We start from the raw sequence: 19,780 nt of genomic DNA, 5'->3' as shown, positions 1-19,780 counted from the left end.
TCGCCATGACCGACCCCGCATCACCGCGCGACGACTTCGACCGGATCGTCGAAGGCCTCGAGCTCGACCTCAGCGGACTCGACGACTTCGACCGCTCGGCCGCGCGGGCCGCCGCGGCCCGCGAGCGCGAGGAGCTCGAGGACGAGCGGCGGCGCGCCGCCGAGCCCGAGGAGCAGGACGACCAGTTCTACCGCGACGTCGGTCCGGCGGACCTGCCCACCGACAAGCGCACCAAGACGGCCTGGCTCGTCATCATCGGCGGCCCGGCACTGCTGATCCTGGCGCGCCTCGCCGACCTGACCCCGCCGCCCGTGCTGGTGGCGGCCGTGGTCATCGCCGCGGTCTGCGCCGTCGCCTACCTGATCGCGCGACTGCCGGACCGCGGACCGAGTAACCCGGACTGGCCGGACGACGGCGCCGCGCTCTGAGCCGGGCGAGGTCGGCCGCCCCGACGAGGCCGGCGTCGTTGCCCAGGTGGGCCGCGACGATGCGCGCCTCGGAACGGTAGCCGCGTCCCGTCAGGTGGTCGTGGAAGGCGAACCGGGCCGGCCGCAGCAGCGTCTCGCCCGTCTGGCTGACCCCGCCGCCGATGACGAAGATCGCGGGGTCCAGCGAGGCCGCCAGGTTGGCCAGCCCGATGCCCAGCCAGCGGCCGACGTCGCCGACCCAGGCCTGGGCCTCCTCGTGGCCGTCGGCCGACAGGCGTCCGACCGTGGCGCCGTCGACGCGGTCGGCTCCCCCGGCCGCCTCGACCAGGGCCCGGCCGATGTCCGATCCCTCGGCCACCGCGGCCTGCGCCCGGCGCTCGAGGACACGGCCACTGGCGTACTGCTCCCAGCACCCCCGGTTGCCGCACTCGCAGGGGCGGCCGTCGTCGACGACCCGCTGGTGGCCGAACTCGCCGGCCATGCCGGAGTGGCCGCGGTAGAGCTTGCCGTCGAGCACCATCGCGCCGCCGATGCCCGTGCCGAGGTTCACCAGGACGACGTCGGGCAGGTTCTGCGCCGCGCCGAAGCGCCACTCGGCCCAGCCGGCGGCGTTCGCGTCGTTGTCCACCAGGACCGGCAGGCCCGTGCGGCGGACCACCGCGTCGCGCAGCGGCTCGTTGCGCCACGCCAGGTGCGGCGAGAACACGACGGTGGAGCCCGTGACGTCGACGTAGCCGGCCGCGCCCACGCCGACGGCGCGGACGACGTACTGGTCGCGGAACTCCTCGACCAGGTCGGCGATCGCGTCGAGCACGGCGGACGGGTCGGTGCTGGGAGTGGCGCGACGCGACCGCGCCAGGATCCGGCCGTCCTCGTCGACGACGCCCCCGGCGATCTTCGTGCCGCCGACGTCGATCCCGACGGCGAGGCGCTCAGCCACCGGCGTGGCCCTCGACGCGGCGCTTGAGTCCCTTGAGCGCCGTGTCGACGATGACCTTCTCCGCCTTGCGCTTGAGCATGCCCAGCAGCGGCAGCTTCAGGTCGACCGCCAGCTGGTAGGTGACGCGGGTCTTGTCGTCGGCCACCGAGTCCAGCGAGTAGGAGCCGTCCATGCCCGACAGCATCGTCTCGTCGGCGGGCACCAGGCTCCACGTGACGAGCCGCTCGTCGCGCCAGTCGTAGCGCAGCGTGAACGTGTCGCGGATGGGGGCGGAGTCCACCACGAAGCGGACATCGAGCGGACGCCCCGCGGCGTCGGTGGCAAGCACCGTGACCTCGCGCATTCCGGTGGCCCAATCGGGGTAGTCGTCGAACGCGGCGATGACCGACATCACATCCCCGGCCGGAGCCTCGATCACGATGTCGCTGACCGTGCGCGCCATGTCCACCTCCTCGACTGGCGACCAGCCTATCGGCGCAGAGGCACCGCGTGGCGGGACGGTACGGTGCTGTCTGTGACCACGGAGAATTCGAACCCCGTCCCTGCCTCCTGGGGCACCCTGAGCCTCGACGTCCTGGACCGCCTCGACGCCCAGCGCGACCGCGTGTCGCTGCGCCGCGTCGTCGACGGCGAGTGGATCGACGTCACGCTGGGCCAGTTCCACGAGCAGGTGACCGCGGCGGCCAAGGGCCTGCTGGCCGGTGGCGTCGGCCACGGCGACCGCGTGGCACTGCTGGCCAAGACGCGCTACGAGTGGACCGTCCTCGACTACGCCAACTGGTGGATCGGCGCCGTCACCGTGCCGATCTACGAGACCTCGTCCGCGCCGCAGATCGCCTGGATCCTCGCCGACTCCGGCGCGACCCACATCTTCTACGAGAACGACGAGCACCGCGCCCGCATCGACGAGGCCCGACCCGAGGCGCCCGAGCTCGCCTCCAGCCGTCCCATCGAGGACGTGCTGACGCTGCTCGCCGCCGAGGGCGCCGCGATCGACGACGAGACGCTCGAGGCCCGCCGCGCCGCCGTGGTCGAGGGTGACCTCGCGACGCTGATCTACACGTCCGGCACCACCGGCCGCCCCAAGGGCTGCGAGCTCACGCACGCCAACTTCCGCGCCGAGCTGTGGGGCGCCAACGAGCGCCTCGAGGTGATGTTCGCCCCCGACGACGCGGCCACCCTGCTGTTCCTGCCGCTCGCGCACGTGTTCGCGCGCATCGTCCAGGTCGGCGCGATCCGCTACGGCTCGGTGCTGGGCCACACCGCCGACATCGCCAACCTCGTCGAGCACCTGGGCCAGTTCAAGCCCACGTTCGTGCTCGCCGTCCCGCGCGTGTTCGAGAAGGTCTTCAACAGCGCCAGCACGAAGGCGTACGCCGAGGGCAAGGGCAAGATCTTCGACGCGGCCGTCCGCACCGCCATCGCCTACAGCCGCGCCACCGAGTCCGGCAAGGCGTCGCTCGCGCTGCGGGCCAAGCACGGGCTCTACAGCAAGCTCGTCTACGGCAAGCTGCGCGACGCCCTGGGCGGTCGCGCCACGCACGCGATCTCCGGCGGCGCGCCCCTCGGCGACCGTCTCGGCCACTTCTACCGCGGCGTCGGCCTCAACGTGTTCGAGGGCTACGGCCTCACCGAGACCACCGCGGCCCTCACCGTGAACCACCCCGGCGCCCAGCGCATCGGCACCGTCGGCCCGCCCCTGCCGGGCGTCGAGGTCCGCACCGGCGACGACGGCGAGCTGCAGTTCCGCGGCCCGCAGGTGTTCCAGGGCTACTGGAACGCCGAGGGCGCCACGCGCGACGTGCTCACCGAGGACGGCTGGTTCTCCACCGGCGACCTGGGCGAGGTCACCGAGGACGGGTTCGTCCGCATCACGGGCCGCAAGAAGGAGCTCATCGTCACCGCGGGCGGCAAGAACGTCTCCCCCGCGATCCTCGAGGACCGCGTCCGCGCGCACCCGCTGGTCAGCCAGTGCCTGGTCGTCGGCGAGGCCAAGCCCTTCGTCGCCGCACTCGTCACGATCGACACCGAGGCGTGGGAGGGCGACCTGGACGACCCCGAGCTGCTCGCCGAGGTCCAGAAGGCGATCGACGACGCCAACGCGCAGGTCTCGCGCGCCGAGGCGATCCGCAAGTTCGTGATCGTCGAGGACGACTGGACCGAGGAGAACGGCTACCTGACGCCCTCGTTCAAGGTGAAGCGCCACATGGTGGTGCGCGACCTGCACGACACGATCGAGGCGCTCTACGTGCGCTGATCACCCCGAGCACGAGAACGGCCCCCGGCATCGCCGGGGGCCGTTCTGCGTGCAGCCTGGGTCAGGAGACGCGCGCGTAGACGCCGAAGCCGGACGAGAGGCTGGTGATCTCGACGCTCTTGCCGGGGCGCGGCGCGTGGATGACCTTGCCGTCGCCGAGGTAGATGCCGATGTGCGACATGCTCGGGTAGGCGACGAGGTCGCCGGGCGCCAGCTCACCGGCCGAGATCTTGCGACCGGCCGACATCTGCGGGCCGACGACGCGCGGCAGCGAGACGCCCGCGGCGGCGTAGGCCTTCTGCACGAGGCCCGAGCAGTCCCAGCTGTCCGGACCCGTGCCACCGTAGACGTAGGGGTCGCCGAGCTGGTTCATGGCGAAGGCGATGGCCTTCTTGGCCGCACCGGCACCGGCGTTGCGGACGGCGGTGACGTCGCCGGCGTTCATCTGCGACTGCTGCGCGGCCGACAGGAGGGCGAAGTCGGACTTGGCCTTCCGGTAGGACTCGGTCAGCTTCTTCTTGGTCTTCTCGGCCTTCTCCAGCTTGCCGTCGAGCTCGCGCTGGTGCTCGGCCAGCTGCGCCTGGCGCTTCTCCAGCTCGACGCGGGTGCGCGTGAACGACTCGAGCGCGTCGGCGCGGGTGGTGTTGAGCGCGTCGATGGCGCTGAGGCCCTCGATGAACAGGTCGGGGTCCTGGCTGCCGAGCAGGCCGACCGTCGGGCCGAGCGGCTGCTCGAGCTGCTGCTGCACGATGTCGGCGCCCAGCTCGTCGCGCTGGACGCGGTAGACCTTGCGGATCGTGCGGATCTCGGAGCCGACCTCGTCGATGCGCCCGTCCAGGTCCTCGGCGTCGGCCGTCAGCTGGTTGAGCGTCTCGTTGGCGGCCTCGGCGCGGTCGAAGGCCTTCTCGACGTCGGCCTCGGTCACCTCGGGATCGGCGTTGGCCGGGGAGACGGCGATGAACGTGCCGGCCACGAAGGCCGACGCGGCCACGGAGGCCGCTGCGGTGCGAAAGCGCACGAAAGAATCTCCTGCTGTACCTCGACGCCTACCAGGTGAGCTGACGGATTCGGGCCTCGGTCTTGCCCTACGACCGGCGGGCCGGTCGATTCACCCCACGTACTTGGTTCCCCGGTTCGGCGGCCGCGAGCGGCCGGACGATTCGGCGGTGCCGCCGTCGGCGGCACAAGACGCAACAGTAGTTCGCCCGTCCCAGCCGATCAACCTGCGTCGAGGTGTGTCTGGGGATCGGACAGGCCCACGACGAGGCGCAGCGGGGGCACCAGGCCGGTGGCGGCGAGCGTGTCGAGGGCGGCGCGTTCGTCGGCGTCGAAGGCGACGTCGTCGGGCGGTCCGAGCAGGACCGAGACGACGCAGTCGCCGCACACTGCGGGGCAGCGGACGAGGCAGCTGTCGCAGTCGACGACGACCGGTGCCGTGGGTTCCATCTCGTTCATGGCCGCGACGCTAGGTGTGACATCCGACAATTTCGGTCCGCGGCGCAGCCTACCCGGATTCGTCGGACCGTCGACCTACGGTCACACCCATGGCACCGCACCAACCCGCCTTCGACGATCCCGGCATCGACTGGGGTGGCCGTCCGCTCCACGACACCACGTTCTGCGTCGTCGACCTCGAGACCACGGGCGGCTCGCCGGCGAAGGGCTCGAAGATCACCGAGATCGGTGCGGTGAAGGTGCGCGGCGGCGAGATCCTGGGCGAGTTCCAGACGCTGGTGAACCCCGACCAGCTCATTCCCGCGTTCATCACGGTGCTCACGGGGATCACCGACCAGATGGTCGTCGAGGCGCCCCGGATCGCCGAGGCGCTCCCCTCCTTCCTCGAGTTCGCGCACGGCAGCGTGCTCGTGGCGCACAACGCGCCGTTCGACACCGGCTTCCTCAAGCACGCGGCGCGCGAGCTCGACATCGCCTGGCCCGGCTTCGACGTCGTCGACACGGCCGTCCTCGCGCGGCGCGTGCTGCTGCGCGACGAGGTGCCCAACGTCAAGCTCGCCACGCTCGCGGCGCGCTTCTCCCCCGTCCGGCCCGACCACCGGGCCCTCACCGACGCGCGGGCCACGGTCGACGTCCTGCACGCCCTGTTCGAGCGGCTCGGCACGTGGAACGTGGCCACGGTCGAGGACGTCGCGTCCTTCACGTCCAAGGTCACCCCGCAGCAGCGCCGCAAGCGCCACCTCGCCGACAGCGTGCCCGACGCCCCGGGCGTCTACCTCTTCCGCGATGCCCGCGACGAGGTGCTCTACGTCGGCACCTCCCGCTCGCTGCGCACGCGCGTGCGGTCGTACTTCACCAAGGCCGAGACCCGCACCCGCATGGGCGAGATGATCGCGCTGGCCGAGCGCGTCGACACCGTCGTGTGCGCCACCGACACCGAGGCGCGCGTGCGCGAGCTGCGCCTCATCGACCGGCACCGTCCGCCGTACAACCGGCGGTCGAAGTTCCCCGAGCGCGTGTCGTGGCTGCGCCTCACCGACGAGCCCTGGCCGCGGATCTCGCTCGTCCGCTCGGTCACCGAGGGGGCCGCGACCCACATCGGCCCGTTCCGCAGCCGCCGCCAGGCCGAGGCCGCGCTGGCCACGCTCCACGACGCGTTCCGGATCCGCCAGTGCTCCGGCCGGCTGCCGATCAAGCCCAGCCGGGCCGCGTGCGTGCTGGCCGAGCTGGGCCAGTGCCTCTCCCCCTGCGACGGCGCCGTCACGCCCACCGACTACCTGTACGAGGTGTCGCGCGTCCGCACGGCGATGACCGCCGACCCGGTCGAGGTCGTCACCCACCTCGAGCAGCGGATGGCGCACCTGGCCGAGTCCCAGCGCTTCGAGGACGCCGCGGTCCTGCGCGACCGCGCGGCCAGCCTGATCCGCGCCGTGCGGCGCACGCAGCGGCTCGACTCGCTGGCCTCCGAGCCCGAGGTCATCGCGGCGGCACCACACGACGACGGCTGGCAGGTCCACGTCATCCGCCACGGCCGGCTCGCCGCCGCGGCGATCCTGCCGCGCCAGGTCGCCACCACGCGCGGCGCCACGGCCGGCTGGGTCGACACGCTGCTCACCACCGCCGAGACCGTCGAGCCCGCGCCCCGGCCGATGCCCGCCGCGCTCGTCGAGGAGACCGAGGTGCTGCTGCGCTGGCTCGAGTCGCCCGGCGTGCGCATGGTGCGCGGCTCGTGGGCCTCGGCATGGCCGGCCGCCGCACGTCACGTCGACCGCTTCGACGTCGACCTCGAGGTCGCGCGCCTGGCCTGACACCGCGGCTAGGCTGACCCGGTGATCACCGCCATCGTCTTCGTCCAGGCCGAGGTCTCCTCCATCCCCGAGACCGGCGCAGCGATCGCCGACATCCCCGGGGTCAGCGAGGTCTACTCCGTCACCGGCGACCACGACCTCATCGCGATGGTGCGCGTGCGCACCCACGACGAGATCGCGTCGGTCGTGGCCGACCGGCTCAACAAGGTGCCCGGGGTGCTGTCCACCCAGACGCAGATCGCCTTCCGCGCGTTCAGCCGGCACGACCTCGAGGACGCGTTCAGCATCGGCCTCGACTGAGTCGCCCGCTGGTGAGGCGGTGAGCTGTCAACCCTTCCCGCTCATCGCCGGTGCCCCAGCAACCGAACCCCAGTCCCATTCCGTTGACAGGTCACCGCGAGCTGCGCGGAAGGGTCGACCACTCACCGCGTGGCCTGGACCGAGGCTCACGAGGCGCCGGCGGCCGCCGCGGTCGTGGCGCCGATGATCGCCGCCGTGACGGCGGCCTCGGCACCCGCCACCGCGCGGCGTACCGCCTCGCTCGCCCAGTCCTCCGCCGAGACCTGCTTGGCGCGTGCCTTCGCGGCCCTGTGCTCCGACCGCTCCACGACGAGCCGCAGCTGGCTCACCGCCGCGAGCAGCGAGACCAGCGGGCCCGTGGTGGCGTCCGGCTCGGCGCCCTCGACCAGCACGGCGCGGACGTCGCGCACGAGCCGGTCACGCCGCTCGGTGTCCACGACGTCGTGCCGGGTGACCTCGAACAGCAGCACCCGCTCGGTGCGCGAGCGCACCCGGTGCTCCTGCTCCAGGGCGGCGTAGGCCCGCTGACGCCCTTGGTGCCCCATCCGCGAGATGGCCGAGGAGATCGAGACCGGCCTGTCCTTGAGCCGCGACAGCGCGTGGTCGACGTCGGGTCGGCCCGTCGGGGTCCGGTCGAGCACCTGCACCTTCGCGCGACGCCTCTCTCCGATGGTGTCCACGCGACCCAGCTGCACGAGGTCGATGAGGTGCGCACCGGCGAACACGGCGGTCGGGTTCGAGCTCGCCAGCCGGAACGTGCCGGTGTCGGGATCGGTGGCCAGGAGTGTGAGGTCGCCGGCGATGCTCATGCCGCCACGCTATCGCCGGCCGGGACGACCGGTGTCAGGCGACGTGGCGCGAGGTCGCCTCGACCCAGCGGGCCAGGGCCGCGCGGGCGGCACCGGAGTCGATCGACTCGGTCGCACGGGCCACGCCGGCGCGCAGTCGCTCGACGAGCGGGCCCTCGGAGCCCGTGTGGGCGGCGATCGCGGCGCCCGCGTTGAGCACGACCGCGTCGCGCACCGGACCGGTCTCGCCGTCGAGCACCCGGCGGAACACGTCGGCGTTGTACTCGGGCTCACCGCCGCGCAGCGCATCGGCCGGCGCGTGGTCGAAGCCGAGGTCGGCCGGGTCGAGCACGTGCTCCTCGATGCCGTCCGGACCGGGCAGCCAGAACCGCGTGGTGGTGGTCACCGTGATCTCGTCGAGGCCGTCGTCTCCGCGGAACACCAGGGCGTCGCTGCCACGACGCGCCAGCACCTCGGCCATGAGCGGCGCCATGCGCGGGTCGGCGCAGCCGATCGCCGACGCCGCCGGGCGGGCCGGGTTGGTCAGCGGGCCGAGGAAGTTGAAGAACGTGGGCACGCCGAGCTCGCGGCGGGCCGGGCCGGCGAACCGCATCGAGGCGTGGAAGACCGGCGCGAAGCAGAAGGTGATGCCGGCCTCGCGGTAGACGTCGAGAACGTGCTCGGCCGGCACCGTGAGGCGCACGCCGAGACGCTCGAAGACGTCGGCCGTGCCCGACTGGCTGGAGGCCGCGCGGTTGCCGTGCTTGACGACGCCGACCCCGGCACCGGCGGTGGTGACGGCGGCCATCGAGGAGATGTTGACCGTCTTGGCCATGTCGCCGCCCGTGCCCACGATGTCGACGACGCGGTCGTCGAGGTCGAGCGTGGTGGCCTTGGCGTACATCGCGTCGACCAGGCCCTGCAGCTCGGCGGACGTCTCGCCCTTGGCGCGCAGCGCGACCGCGAAGCCCGCGATCTGGGCGCCGCTGGCGTCACCGGAGAGGATCTCGCCCATCGCCCACGCGGTGGCGTCGGCGTCGAGGTCGTGCCCGGCGAGCAGCTCGGTGAGGACGTGCGGCCAGGACAGCGCCGCGGGGCCGCCGCTCAAGGACGCGCGGCCGGGACGGCGGCACCGCGCAGCAGCGCGATGACCGACTCGGCGAGGCGGAACGGGTCGAGCGGCTGCGGGACCACCGCGTCCGCGCGCGACCAGGTGGCCAGCCACGCGTCCTGCGGGCGACCGGTCAGCACGAGGCTCGGCGGGCCCTGGTAGAGCTCGTCCTTCATCTGGCGGGCGATGCCCATGCCGCCGGCCGGGACGGCCTCGCCGTCGAGGATCGCCAGCGCGATGCCCCCGGCGTCGAGCTGCTGCCAGACCACCGGCTCGGTGGCGCACTCGACGAATTCCAACGGCGGCAGATCGGGGTGCGGCCTGGTGCCCAGCGCTGCGACGACGGCCGTTCGGACCTTGACGTCATCGCTGTAGAGCAGGACACGAAGGGGCTGGTGCTGGCTCACGATGGCATCGTACATAATGAGGGCGTGGCAACTACTTCTGCGATCCCCGCGTCCCGGCTCCACGGCGTCGAGGGCCGTCCGTCCTACGTGACGGTCGGCACCATCGTGTGGCTGTCCAGTGAGCTGATGTTCTTCGCGACGCTGTTCGCGGCCTACTTCACGGTGCGCAGCGTCGCGCCGGAGCTGTGGGCCCAGGAGACCGAGCTCCTGAACATCCCGTTCGCCACGGTCAACACCACGATCCTGGTGCTGTCGTCCGTCACCTGCCAGCTCGGCGTCTACGCCGCGGCCAAGGGCAACGCGGCCGGCATGCGCAAGTGGTTCATCATCAGCTTCATCATGGGCGCCGTGTTCATCGGCGGTCAGGCCACCGAGTACGCCGAGCTGGTCCACGAGGGCCTGACGATCCAGAGCTCCGCGTACGGCTCCCTCTTCTACCTCGCCACCGGCTTCCACGGCCTGCACGTGATCGGCGGCCTGCTGGCCTTCCTGCTCGTCATCGGCCGCACCTACGCGGCGCGCAAGTTCACCCACGAGCAGGCGGTCTCCGCGATCGTCGTGTCCTACTACTGGCACTTCGTCGACGTCGTCTGGGTGGCCCTGTTCGCGGCCATCTACATCATCCGCTGACCCCTCGGGGATAGGCGGACCTAACTACACAGGCTGAGCTCGTGCCTCGCTAGTCTGAGGCGAATGCACGGGCCCTCGGAGATGGGACGAAGTCGCGACGCCGACCCCACCTCCGGTCCCGATTCTCAGATTCTCAGGAACGAGGTTCTCTCGGTGCGGAAACTGTCGACACGCCGCCGGCACCCCATGGCGCTCCTGGCGCTGCTGGCCCTGGCCCTCTTGCTGACCGGCGCGGCATACGCGACGGTCGCGCCGGAACCGGCCACCGCCGAGTCCGCCTCCTCGGTCTCGCAGATCGAGGCGGGCCGCCAGCTCTTCGTCGTCGGCTGCGCCAGCTGCCACGGCCTCAACGCCGAGGGCATCACGACCGCCGGCGACGGTGACGAGAAGGGCAACTACGGCCCCTCCCTGATCGGCGTCGGCGCGGCCGCCGTCGGCTTCCAGATGGAGACCGGCCGCATGCCGATGGCGCAGACCGCGCCGCAGGCCCCGCGCAAGCACATCGAGTACACGCAGGACGAGATCGACCAGATCGCCGCCTACGTCGCCTCCCTCGCCCCCGGACCCGCGCGTCCGTCCGAGGAGGACCTCGACTGGCAGAGCGTCGACAAGGAGGGCATCTCCGAGGGCGGCGAGTTCTTCCGCACCAACTGCACCGCGTGCCACAACTCGGTCGGCGCCGGCGGCGCCCTCCCCAGTGGCCGCTACGCCCCGACGCTCAAGGGCGTCGACGCCATCCACATCTACGAGGCCATGCTCACCGGCCCGCAGCAGATGCCCGTCTTCTCCGAGGACGTGCTGACCCCCGAGGACAAGCGCAACATCATCGCCTACGTCAAGACCGTGCAGCAGCAGGGCAACGACGGCGGCATCGGTGGCGGCGGCCTGGGCCCCGTGGTCGACGGCATGTTCGTCTGGATCATCGGCATCGGCGGGCTCACCGCGTTCGCGGTCTGGATCGGCATGCACGGAACGAGGTCGAAGAAGCGATGAGCACGGACATCGAACCCACCGGCGATCCCGTCGCCGATCCGGGACTGGCTCCCCACCAGTACCGCCCGCAGGACGTCGACGTCGACCAGGAGCGCCGCACCGAGCGCCAGATCGCCGGCATGTTCGGCGTGGCCACGCTGCTGCTGCTGGGCTTCTGCGTCGCGTACTTCACGGTCGACGCCGACACGCGCATCTTCGCGTTCGGCGACCCGAACAGCGGCAACGCCTTCGGCGGCTGGTCGGCGCAGAACTTCGCGTTCGGCACGACACTCGGCGGCGCCCTGCTGCTGATCGGCATCGGCATCATCCAGTGGGCCAAGAAGCTCATGGGCGATCAGGAGATGGTCGAGCTCCGTCACCCGGCGCGCTCCAGCGACGAGGACCGCGCGGCCGTCCTGGCCGACCTCAACGCGGGCGTCCAGGAGAGCGGCATCGGCCGTCGTCCCCTGATCCGCAACAGCCTCCTCGGCGCCGTCGGCGCGATGGGCCTGCCCGCGATCGTGCTGCTGCGCGACCTGGGCCCCCTCCCCCACAGCCAGGACGAGACGGTGTGGAAGAAGGGCATGCGCGTCGTCAACGACGTCTCGGGCGCCCCCATCAAGCCGTCCGACCTCGAGGTCGGCCAGCTCGTCAACGCCGAGCCCGCGATCTTCTTCGAGACCGACGACGAGGGCCACCCGGTCCTGCACGGTCACGACCTGCTGGCCGCCAAGGCCAAGGCCGCGGTCATCGTCGTGCGCATGCGCCCCGAGGACATCACCCCCAAGAAGGGGCGCGAGAACTGGGGTGTCGACGGCATCCTGTGCTACTCCAAGATCTGCACCCACGTCGGCTGCCCCATCAGCCTGTGGGAACAGCAGACCCACCACCTGCTGTGCCCCTGCCACCAGTCGACCTTCGACCTGGCGGACAACGGCAAGGTGATCTTCGGCCCCGCCTACCGCCCGCTGCCGCAGCTGCCGCTCGCGGTCGACGGCGAGGGCTACCTCATCGCGGTCAGCGACTTCCCCGAGATCGTCGCGCCGAGCTACCCCGAACTCGCCCGCGATCAGAAGAACCTCGACAAGAAGTCCGGTGATGACGCATGAGCCAGAGCACCTTCACCCGGATCGAGGACTCCTCGACCGGCAAGAAGCTGGCCGGCCCGGTCGGCTGGTTCGACGACCGGCTCGGTCTGGCCGCCGCAGGCAAGAAGAACCTGCGCAAGGTCTTCCCCGAGCACTGGTCCTTCATGCTCGGCGAGATCGCTCTGTGGAGCTTCGTCGTCCTGCTGCTGTCGGGCGTCTTCCTCACGCTGTGGTTCGTCCCCAGCATGGGCGAGGTCGAGTACCGCGGCTCCTACGCGCCGCTCTACGGCATCGAGATGTCGCAGGCCTACGCCTCCACGCTCGACATCTCGTTCGACATCCGCGGCGGCCTGCTGATGCGCCAGATCCACCACTGGGCGGCTGCCCTGTTCGTGGCGGCGATGATGGCCCACATGCTGCGCGTGTTCTTCACGGGCGCCTACCGCAAGCCGCGTGAGATCAACTGGCTCATCGGCGTCGGCCTGCTCGCGCTGGGCATGGTCGAGGGCTTCGCGGGCTACTCGCTCCCCGACGACCTGCTGTCGGGCACGGGCCTGCGGTTCGTCGACGGTCTGATCCGCTCGATCCCGCTCGTCGGCTCCTACCTGGAGTTCTTCATCTTCGGCGGCGAGTTCCCCGGCGAGATCATCATCCCCCGCCTCTACATGGCACACATCCTGCTCATCCCGGCGATCCTGCTGGGCCTCATCGGTGCGCACATGCTGCTGCTCGTCTACCACAAGCACACGCAGTGGCCGGGCGCAGGACGCACGCAGGAGAACGTCGTGGGCTACCCCATGCTCCCGGTGTACATGGCCAAGGCCGGCGGCTTCTTCTTCGTCGTGTTCGGCTTCACCGCCCTCATGGGTGCGCTGATCCAGATCAACCCGGTGTGGGCGTACGGTCCGTACAACCCCTCCGAGGTCACGGCCGGCTCGCAGCCCGACTGGTACATGGGTCTGTCCGAGGGCCTCGTGCGCCTCATGCCGCCGCTGGAGACCACGTGGTTCAACCGCACGTGGACGTGGAGCGTCTTCCTCCCCGGCGTCGGTGGCCTGGGCATCCTGTTCACGTCGCTCGCCCTGTGGCCGTTCATCGAGCGCTGGATCACCGGCGACCAGCGTGAGCACCACCTGCTCGAGCGTCCGCGCAACGCCCCGGTCCGCACCGCGCTCGGCGTGGCCGCGATGACCGCCTACGCCTGCGGCTGGATCGCCGGCGGCAACGACATCATCGCGCTGAAGTTCGGCCTGGACATCTTCGCCATCACGTGGGTCCTGCGCATCGGCATCTTCGTGTTCCCGGTGATCGCGTTCATCGTCACGAAGCGCATCTGCATCTCGCTGCAGCGCAAGGACAACGAGACGCTGACCCACGGCTGGGAGACGGGCGTCATCGACCGCTCCCCCGACGGTGGGTACGCGGAGCGTCACGCCCCGCTGCCGGACTCGTCCGCTTACCAGCTCACGTCGTCGCGCGAGCGTCTGCCCGAGATCGAGGAAGTGCACCAGCAGGACGCGTACGGCGTGCGGAACCCGAAGTACCGCAAGCAGTCGCTCCGCGCCAAGCTGCGCCGCTTCTACTACGACGGCTCGGTGGACAAGCCGACCCGTCACGACATGGACCACGCGGCCGAGCACCTGGCCGGCGGCGGCGAGCACCCGGTGGAGCTCGGCGACGACTTCCAGGGCGTCTCCGAGACCGGCGTCCCGCGCGTCCACTGATCGCACTTCACCCACGAGGGCCCCGACCGCTTCGGTCGGGGCCCTCGTGCTGTGGGCGGGGAGGGTCGAGGATTCCCCTGTTCACCGGGGAATCCGTCACCTTGCGGGGAGAACTTCCCCCGCAAGGTGACGGGAAACCTCGCTCGGTGGGACGCGTGTGCGGACTCAGGCGGTGTGGCGCGCGATGTCGGCGGCGAGCACACCGGGCCAGCGCCGGACGTCCTCGGGCGTGTGGGCGACCTGCAGGACCGCCTGCGGCAGGAGGTCGACGAGGGCCTCGGCCGTGGAGAGGGGGTGGGCCGGGTCGTCGATCCACGCGAGCACCGTGGTCGGCAGGTCGATCCGCTCCAGGAGCTCGGGAGCAGGCAGGTCGCTGAGCGCGGCGCCACGCAGCACCGAAGGCAGCAGCTCGCCGCGCACGTGAGGGACGGTGTCGGGATGCCCGAGGGTGGCCGGCGGCTTGGGCGCCACCCGGTCGAGCGCGAGGAACGGCTCGACCCCCTCGGTCTCGACGAGGTCGGCCAGCCGCCGGTAGTCGTCGGCGCGCGCCGTACGGGTGGCCCACGCCGTGGGAGGCAGCAGCAGGGTGAAGCCGCTGAAGCGATCGGGCTCGCGCACGGCGGCATGCAGCAGCGTGGCGGTGCCCATCGACGGGCCCACCCCGTGCACGGCCTCGTCGGGGAACCAGAAGTCGAGCAGTCGCAGCAGGTCGTCCGCGAGGTTCGCCCAGCGGTAGTCCTCGGGCACGGGTCGGCCGCTCGAGTGCCCGTGGCCGCGCGCGTCGTAGCGCAGCAGGCGCGTGTCGGACAGTCCGCGACCGAGGTCGAGGTCGAGCAGGCGGTCACGCGAACGGCTGGAGGTCAGGCCGTGCAGCTGCACGACGGGGTGACCGGACTCGTCGCTGAACGCCCAGGCGAGCTCGGCGTCCGGCACGGAGAAACGGTGCACGGGCTGCTCCTGAGTCGTGATGGCGGCGAGGGCAATAGGTTACTGGCATGCGACTGACGCACGTCGCGCACCTGCGCCTCCCCTTCGGGCCCCTGCTGAGTCACGACCCGATCGTGTCCGAGCCGGGCGCCCGGCTGCCCGTGTCGTTCGACCAGGCCCGCCACGTGAGCTTCGGCGACCGTCCCGGCTCGTGGATGGCGCTCGCGATGCGCCTGCCCTCCCCCGTGCCGCGCGACGACCTGGCGGCGGCGTGGTGCGCCGTCGTCCAGGCGCACGGCACGCTGCGCTCGGTCTTCGTGCCGGACGACGACGGGACGCCCGCCCTGCACGAGGTGACCGTCGAGGCCGGGAGGTGGACCGAGCACGAGGTCCTGCCGGGTCAGGCCATGAACGACGCGCTGCGCGACGTCCTCGACGCGACCTGCCGGCCGTACGCACGGCCGTCCCACCGGTTCTGCGTGATCGAGACCGCCGACGGCCCGACCCTGGTGATCGCGGCCGACCACGCCCACGTGGACATGTGGTCGTTGCTCGTCATCGCGCGCGACCTGCTGGCGGCGCTCGGGCGGATCGGCGAGGGCGAGTCGCCCGCGCTGCCTGCCGTGCCGACCTTCGCCGAGCACACCGTCGAGCTCGCGCAGCGTCCCCCGGCGCCCGACGAGATCCGCGAGCGCTGGGACCACGTGATCGAGGCCGGGGGCGGCGCCATGCCCCGCTTCCCGCTCCCCCTGGGCGACCCCACCCCCCAGCCCGAGCGCGTCGTGATCCGCGACGTCCTCGACCTGCGCGAGCTGGCCGACTTCTCGGCGCGCGCGTCGGCCGAGCGCGTGTCCACGCTGGCACTCGCGGTGTCGGCGATGACCGCGATCACGCTCGAGCTGGCCGGCACTCCCCTGCGCACCGTGTTCCCCGTGCACAGCCGCCACCAGGACCGCTGGCACGACTCGGTGGGCTGGTTCATCACGAACTCGGTGCTCGAGTCCGCCGACACCGACCCGCGCGCGTGCTCCGCCGCCGTCAAGCAGGCGATCCGGCTCGGCTCGTGGCCCCTCGCCGACCTCATGGCGCCGTGGGGCGGCATGCCCGAGCAGCCCGGCATGTTCGCGGTGTCGTGGCTCGACCTGCGCAGGCTGCCGGTACGGATCGACGCGGCCGGCCTGGACGCCCAGTACGTCGGCGCCGCCATCCGCACGCACGGCGTGATGCTGTGGTTCATCATCGACGACTCGGGCGTCCACCTGCGCTGCCGCTACCCCGACACCCACGTCGCCCGCGCCAGCGTCGGCACGTGGCTGGACGCACTGGTCGCGCGGATGCGAGACCTGGCCGCCGACCTGACGGACGTGCAGGCCTGAGCCCGGGCCTCAGCGCGCCACCGACTCCGCGGCCGCCAGGACGGCGAGGACGTACTCGTCGGAGTGGTTGTAGGAGTGGATCGCCCGGCTCCACCCGGGGCCCGTGCGCAGGTCCTCACCCGAGGCGCAGAGGTAGCGGGCAGCGGCCAGGGCGGCGTCGTCGAGGTCGTGCGGGTCCTCGATCCCGTCGCCGTCCCCGTCGGTGCCCCAGCGCTCCCACGTGGAGCCGATGAACTGGAAGGGCCCGACCGCGTGGTCCCAGACCGGGTCGCCGTGCCGGGCGGTCGAGGCCGCGTCGGCGGGGATGGCCGCGAGTCCCGGGGAGCCGTCGAGCGCGGGCCCGACGATCGGGACGCTGGTGCGGCCGTGCTCGTCGACGTCTCCCCCGCCGTGGCGCCCGTGGTCGGACTCCACGGTGGCGATGCCGGCGAGCGTCGTCCAGCCCACGTGGCACGCAGGCTGCTCGGACGCGAGGGTGAGGGCGGCATCGGCGTAGGCGCGCACGGCGACCGCGGGGATGTCCGTGCGCTCGGCGCTCCTCAGCACCCAGTCCGGGTCGACGCCGGAGGATCGGGACGAACCGGCGACAGGGAACGGTGCCGGCTCCACGACCTCCGCCGAGAGGTCCTGCACCCGGTCGTCCGCGATGGCGAGCGTCCCCACTCCCCCGGTCAGGGCCGCCGCGGCGACGACCGCCACCGCGGACGCGCCCGCCACGGCCACGACGACCGTGACGGCCAGCCGCAGCCGGGCGGCGCGCCTCATCCGAAGCGGCCGTTGACGTAGTCGTGCGTGCGCTGGTCCTGCGGCGAGCCGAACATCGACGCCGTGTCGCCGTGCTCGACGATGACGCCCGGCGTGCCCTGGGCGGCGAGGAAGAACGCGCACTGGTCCGACACGCGCGCGGCCTGCTGCATGTTGTGCGTGACGATCACGATCGTGACCTCCTTGGCGAGCTCGACCATCGTCTCCTCGATGACCCGGGTGGAGGTCGGGTCGAGGGCGGAGCAGGGCTCGTCCATCAGCAGGACGCGTGGACGGATCGCGAGCGAGCGGGCGATGCACAGGCGCTGCTGCTGGCCGCCGGACAGACCACCGCCGGGGGCGTCGAGGCGGTCCTTCACCTCGTTCCACAGGCCGCCGCGGCGCAGGCAGGACTCGACGAGCTCGTCGCGCGTCGAGCGGCTCGCGCGGGTGCCCGTGAGCCTCAGACCGGCCAGCACGTTGTCCCGGATCGACATCGCCGGGAACGGGTTGGGCTTCTGGAAGACCATGCCGATGCTGCGGCGGACGTCCATGAGCTTGCGGCGCGGGTCGTAGACGTCGGCGCCGTCGAGGCGGACCTCGCCGGCGAACTGGGCACCGTCGACGAGCTCGTGCATGCGGTTCAAGGTGCGCAGGAAGGTGGACTTCCCGCAGCCCGACGGACCGATCAGGGCGGTGACGTGACCCGCCGGCATGTCCAGGGAGACGCGGTCGAGGACGTGGTGCCGGCCGAACCAGGCCGAGACGCCGACGGCGTGGAGACCGGCCGGCGTGGGGCCGTCGACGGCCGGGACGACGGTGGTCTCGGTCTCGGCGAGGGGGATGACCGAGGTGTCGGTGGTGACGCTCAAGGGAGTTCCTTCGATGGGTGCCGAGGGCCGGGACGGGCTGGTGGGAGCGCCGCCCCGGCCTCGGTGAGGGGCTGTTAGCGGGTGACCTTGATCTTCAGGACCTTGGCCTTGGCGCCCGTGACGTTGCCGTTGCCGCCGTAGGCGACGACCAGGCGGTGCGTCCCCTTCTTCAGCTTCGCCAGCTTCACGGTGACCTTGCCGTTGCGGACGACGCCACGGCCGACGACCTTCGAGCCGACCTTCACCGTGACCTTGCCGGTGACCGGGACGCCGGCAGGCTTGACCGCCACGCGCAGCACGCCGCGCTGCGAGGCCTTGACCTTCGCCTTCACGAGCTTCGCGGTCACGGCGCCCTTCGCCTTGGCGATCCGGAGGGTGGCCGAGCCGCTGGCGGCGTCGACCGAGGCCGATCCGGGCAGCGAGGCGGTGACGCGCAGGCTGCCGGCCGGCGTGGCGGCTGCGACCGACACGGTGGCCGTGCCGCGCGACAGCGTGTACGCCCGGGCCGCTCCGCCGCCGACCGCGACGCGGACGGTGCCGGTGGCCGCGGCGCCACCGACGGTCGCCTTCACGGTGACCGTCTTGGCCTTGCCGTACGGCGCAGAGACGCCGGTGACGCTCACGGCGGCGGGCGTCTTGACGACGACCTGCTGGACCGTGGACTGCGACGGGGCGAAGTCGTTCACGCGCGTCGGCACGAAGGAGGCCGTGTACTGGTGCGTGCCGACCGAGACGCCGGTGAGCGTCAGGGATGCGACCCCGCCGGACGTGAACGCGGTGCCGACGAGGGCGTCGCCCTCACGGAACTCGACCTTGCCGGCCGCGGGCGCGCCGCCACCCGTGCCGACCGTCGCGCGCAGGCCCACGGTGCGCTGACCCGGCGCCGAGGCCGCGAGCGTCGTGGTGGTGACGACGGCGTCGGCCTGGTCGGAGGTCTTGAGGTTGGAGACCGGGTCGGTGACGAACTGGCCGCAGGCGCCGCCGTCCTCCGTCGAGGCCAGCTGCTCGAAGCCCGCCTTCTCGATCACGGCACGGCCGTCGGGTCCGCAGATCCAGCCGTCCTCGCCGAAGACGTTGGTGAGGCGCGCGCCCACGGTCGCGTTCGCGAGATCGGCGGTGCGCACGACGTTGTACACCGCGCGGGTCGCCTTCCAGCCACCGAGCGCGGCGACCGTGGAGGTGATCGTGGTGCGGGCGCTGGAGAACGGCGCGATGGCGTTGGGATCGCCCTTCACGTCGGCGTCGCTGTGCTCCTGCGTGGAGGTCGCGACCGGCGTGAACGGGATGCCGCCGTTCGCCGCGGTCAGCTGCGAGGTGAAGAAGCTGAGCGTGCCCGACCCCGACTGCGGGATGAGCGCCTTGATCGTGCCCGGCCTGCCGCCGACCTGGCTCCAGTTCGTGACCTCGCCCTTGTAGATCTTGAGGATCTGGTCGATCGTGAGGTCCGCCGGCGCGTTCGTGGCGGAGGCGCTCACGGCCATCTGGAGGCCGTCCACGGCGAAGGCCGCCTGCTTGAGGCCGCCGGTGATCTCGGCCGGGCTCAGGGTCGACGACGACCGGGCGAACGAGACGTTCGCGTTGTTGTCCGGCGCGTAGAGGAGCTTCTTGCCCGCGCCCGAGCCGTTCGGGCGGGTGATGGCGGCGAGGCCGCTGCGCAGTGTGACCGTGGCGGGCGTGCCGTCAGCCGCGAACGACGCGAGGCGGCCCGAGGCGCGGCCGGCGTTGTAGGCGACGGCCAGGTCGTGGGTGACGATCTGGGTCGTGTCCGAGCCGACACCGACCAGGTCGTCGGTGGTGTTCGGGACGAAGGTCGGATCGAAGGGGTTCACGTCGGCCGCGACGGCGGGCGACATGAGGGTCAGCGTCGAGCCGACCACGAGGGCCGCACCGGCCGTGATGGCCGATACACGGTTTCGCTTCATCGGGGGTTCCCTTTCCTCGAGCCGGCGATCT

General features: G+C 71.8%; 20 protein-coding genes and 1 riboswitch. Of the genes, 9 read left to right on the top strand and 11 right to left on the bottom strand.

All coding sequences use genetic code 11. From position 1 onward, the window contains the following. The first annotated feature begins 5 nt into the window (after positions 1 to 5). Complete coding sequence (locus BJ975_RS04960; RefSeq protein WP_179424085.1) at positions 6 to 428, top strand: hypothetical protein; 423 nt, start codon at positions 6 to 8, stop codon at positions 426 to 428. Here the strand turns inward: BJ975_RS04960 and BJ975_RS04955 are convergent. Then, entirely contained in the window at positions 331 to 1,368 is a 1,038-nt protein-coding gene (locus tag BJ975_RS04955; protein ID WP_179424084.1) for an ROK family glucokinase, read from the bottom strand. The genes BJ975_RS04960 and BJ975_RS04955 overlap by 98 nt on opposite strands. Continuing rightward, positions 1,361 to 1,810, bottom strand: a complete 450-nt coding sequence (locus BJ975_RS04950) for an SRPBCC family protein (protein WP_179424083.1) — start codon at positions 1,808 to 1,810, stop codon at positions 1,361 to 1,363. The genes BJ975_RS04955 and BJ975_RS04950 overlap by 8 nt, the downstream gene beginning before the upstream one ends. A gap of 72 nt (positions 1,811 to 1,882) precedes the next feature. Here BJ975_RS04950 and BJ975_RS04945 point away from each other — a divergent pair, with 72 nt between their 5' ends. Next, positions 1,883 to 3,625: an AMP-dependent synthetase/ligase gene (locus BJ975_RS04945; protein ID WP_317628323.1), complete on the top strand. Its 1,743-nt coding sequence runs from the start codon at positions 1,883 to 1,885 to the stop codon at positions 3,623 to 3,625. 61 nt (positions 3,626 to 3,686) lie between these two features. Here the strand turns inward: BJ975_RS04945 and BJ975_RS17085 are convergent, their stop codons facing one another. After that, positions 3,687 to 4,643, bottom strand: a complete 957-nt coding sequence (locus BJ975_RS17085; RefSeq protein WP_218845739.1) for a C40 family peptidase — start codon at positions 4,641 to 4,643, stop codon at positions 3,687 to 3,689. Between the two features lie 10 nt (positions 4,644 to 4,653). Next, a riboswitch (cyclic di-AMP (ydaO/yuaA leader) is annotated at positions 4,654 to 4,801 on the bottom strand. A 42-nt stretch (positions 4,802 to 4,843) separates the two neighbouring features. Continuing rightward, a complete protein-coding gene (locus tag BJ975_RS04935; RefSeq protein ID WP_179424082.1) occupies positions 4,844 to 5,080 on the bottom strand; it encodes a hypothetical protein in 237 nt (78 codons plus the stop codon). Positions 5,081 to 5,169: 89 nt separating this feature from the next. Here BJ975_RS04935 and BJ975_RS04930 point away from each other — a divergent pair, with 89 nt between their 5' ends. Both BJ975_RS04930 and BJ975_RS04925 read left to right on the top strand, forming a co-directional pair. Further along, the gene (locus tag BJ975_RS04930) at positions 5,170 to 6,888 is read left to right on the top strand and encodes a DEDD exonuclease domain-containing protein (RefSeq protein ID WP_179424081.1); all 1,719 of its coding nucleotides are present in this window, start codon (positions 5,170 to 5,172) and stop codon (positions 6,886 to 6,888) included. 21 nt (positions 6,889 to 6,909) lie between these two features. Then, entirely contained in the window at positions 6,910 to 7,188 is a 279-nt protein-coding gene (locus tag BJ975_RS04925) for an Lrp/AsnC family transcriptional regulator (protein ID WP_179424080.1), read from the top strand. A gap of 146 nt (positions 7,189 to 7,334) precedes the next feature. On the opposite strand, the gene BJ975_RS04920 is transcribed toward BJ975_RS04925, so the two are convergent. From BJ975_RS04920 to BJ975_RS16670, 3 genes are read right to left on the bottom strand one after another with little or no spacing between them, the layout of a single operon-like run. Beyond that, a complete protein-coding gene (locus BJ975_RS04920; RefSeq protein WP_179424079.1) occupies positions 7,335 to 7,997 on the bottom strand; it encodes a GOLPH3/VPS74 family protein in 663 nt (220 codons plus the stop codon). Between the two features lie 34 nt (positions 7,998 to 8,031). Then, positions 8,032 to 9,084, bottom strand: a complete 1,053-nt coding sequence (gene trpD, locus BJ975_RS04915; protein WP_223303362.1) for an anthranilate phosphoribosyltransferase — start codon at positions 9,082 to 9,084, stop codon at positions 8,032 to 8,034. Next, positions 9,081 to 9,494: a hypothetical protein gene (locus BJ975_RS16670; RefSeq protein ID WP_269302656.1), complete on the bottom strand. Its 414-nt coding sequence runs from the start codon at positions 9,492 to 9,494 to the stop codon at positions 9,081 to 9,083. The genes trpD and BJ975_RS16670 overlap by 4 nt, the downstream gene beginning before the upstream one ends. Positions 9,495 to 9,518: 24 nt before the next feature. On the opposite strand from BJ975_RS16670, the gene ctaE reads away from it, so the two are divergent. The 4 genes from ctaE to qcrB all read left to right on the top strand — a co-directional run bounded on the left by ctaE (position 9,519) and on the right by qcrB (position 13,908). Next, a complete protein-coding gene (gene ctaE / locus BJ975_RS04910; RefSeq protein ID WP_078700705.1) occupies positions 9,519 to 10,124 on the top strand; it encodes an aa3-type cytochrome oxidase subunit III in 606 nt (201 codons plus the stop codon). Between the two features lie 153 nt (positions 10,125 to 10,277). After that, positions 10,278 to 11,117, top strand: coding sequence for a cytochrome bc1 complex diheme cytochrome c subunit (gene qcrC, locus BJ975_RS04905; RefSeq protein WP_179424077.1), 840 nt, complete (start codon positions 10,278 to 10,280; stop codon positions 11,115 to 11,117). Continuing rightward, positions 11,114 to 12,205, top strand: a complete 1,092-nt coding sequence (qcrA, locus tag BJ975_RS04900) for a cytochrome bc1 complex Rieske iron-sulfur subunit (RefSeq protein WP_179424076.1) — start codon at positions 11,114 to 11,116, stop codon at positions 12,203 to 12,205. Before qcrC ends, qcrA begins: the two co-directional genes overlap by 4 nt. Continuing rightward, positions 12,202 to 13,908, top strand: a complete 1,707-nt coding sequence (gene qcrB, locus BJ975_RS04895) for a cytochrome bc1 complex cytochrome b subunit (protein ID WP_179424075.1) — start codon at positions 12,202 to 12,204, stop codon at positions 13,906 to 13,908. The genes qcrA and qcrB overlap by 4 nt, the downstream gene beginning before the upstream one ends. 165 nt (positions 13,909 to 14,073) lie before the next feature. Here qcrB and BJ975_RS04890 read toward each other — a convergent pair whose 3' ends face one another. Beyond that, positions 14,074 to 14,856 carry an alpha/beta fold hydrolase gene (locus BJ975_RS04890; RefSeq protein ID WP_179424074.1) on the bottom strand — a complete coding sequence of 261 codons (783 nt, stop codon included), beginning with the start codon at positions 14,854 to 14,856 and terminating at the stop codon, positions 14,074 to 14,076. 47 nt (positions 14,857 to 14,903) lie between these two features. Between BJ975_RS04890 and BJ975_RS04885 the strand changes: the two genes are divergently transcribed. Then, entirely contained in the window at positions 14,904 to 16,211 is a 1,308-nt protein-coding gene (locus tag BJ975_RS04885; RefSeq protein WP_179424073.1) for a condensation domain-containing protein, read from the top strand. A 9-nt stretch (positions 16,212 to 16,220) separates the two neighbouring features. Here BJ975_RS04885 and BJ975_RS04880 read toward each other — a convergent pair whose 3' ends face one another. The 3 genes from BJ975_RS04880 to BJ975_RS04870 form a co-directional block, all read right to left on the bottom strand. Beyond that, complete coding sequence (locus tag BJ975_RS04880; RefSeq protein ID WP_218845738.1) at positions 16,221 to 16,976, bottom strand: lytic transglycosylase domain-containing protein; 756 nt, start codon at positions 16,974 to 16,976, stop codon at positions 16,221 to 16,223. Beyond that, positions 16,973 to 17,827, bottom strand: a complete 855-nt coding sequence (locus BJ975_RS04875; protein WP_218845737.1) for a phosphate ABC transporter ATP-binding protein — start codon at positions 17,825 to 17,827, stop codon at positions 16,973 to 16,975. The genes BJ975_RS04880 and BJ975_RS04875 overlap by 4 nt, the downstream gene beginning before the upstream one ends. A 74-nt stretch (positions 17,828 to 17,901) precedes the next feature. Next, positions 17,902 to 19,749 (bottom strand): Ig-like domain repeat protein, encoded by a 1,848-nt coding sequence (locus BJ975_RS04870; protein ID WP_179424072.1) that lies wholly within the window; start codon positions 19,747 to 19,749, stop codon positions 17,902 to 17,904. Between the last annotated feature and the right edge of the window lie 31 nt (positions 19,750 to 19,780).

It is taken from the genome of Aeromicrobium tamlense (genome assembly GCF_013408555.1).
Classification (GTDB): Bacteria; Actinomycetota; Actinomycetes; order Propionibacteriales; family Nocardioidaceae; genus Aeromicrobium; species Aeromicrobium tamlense.
This window is presented reverse-complemented; position numbering and strand designations above follow the sequence as displayed.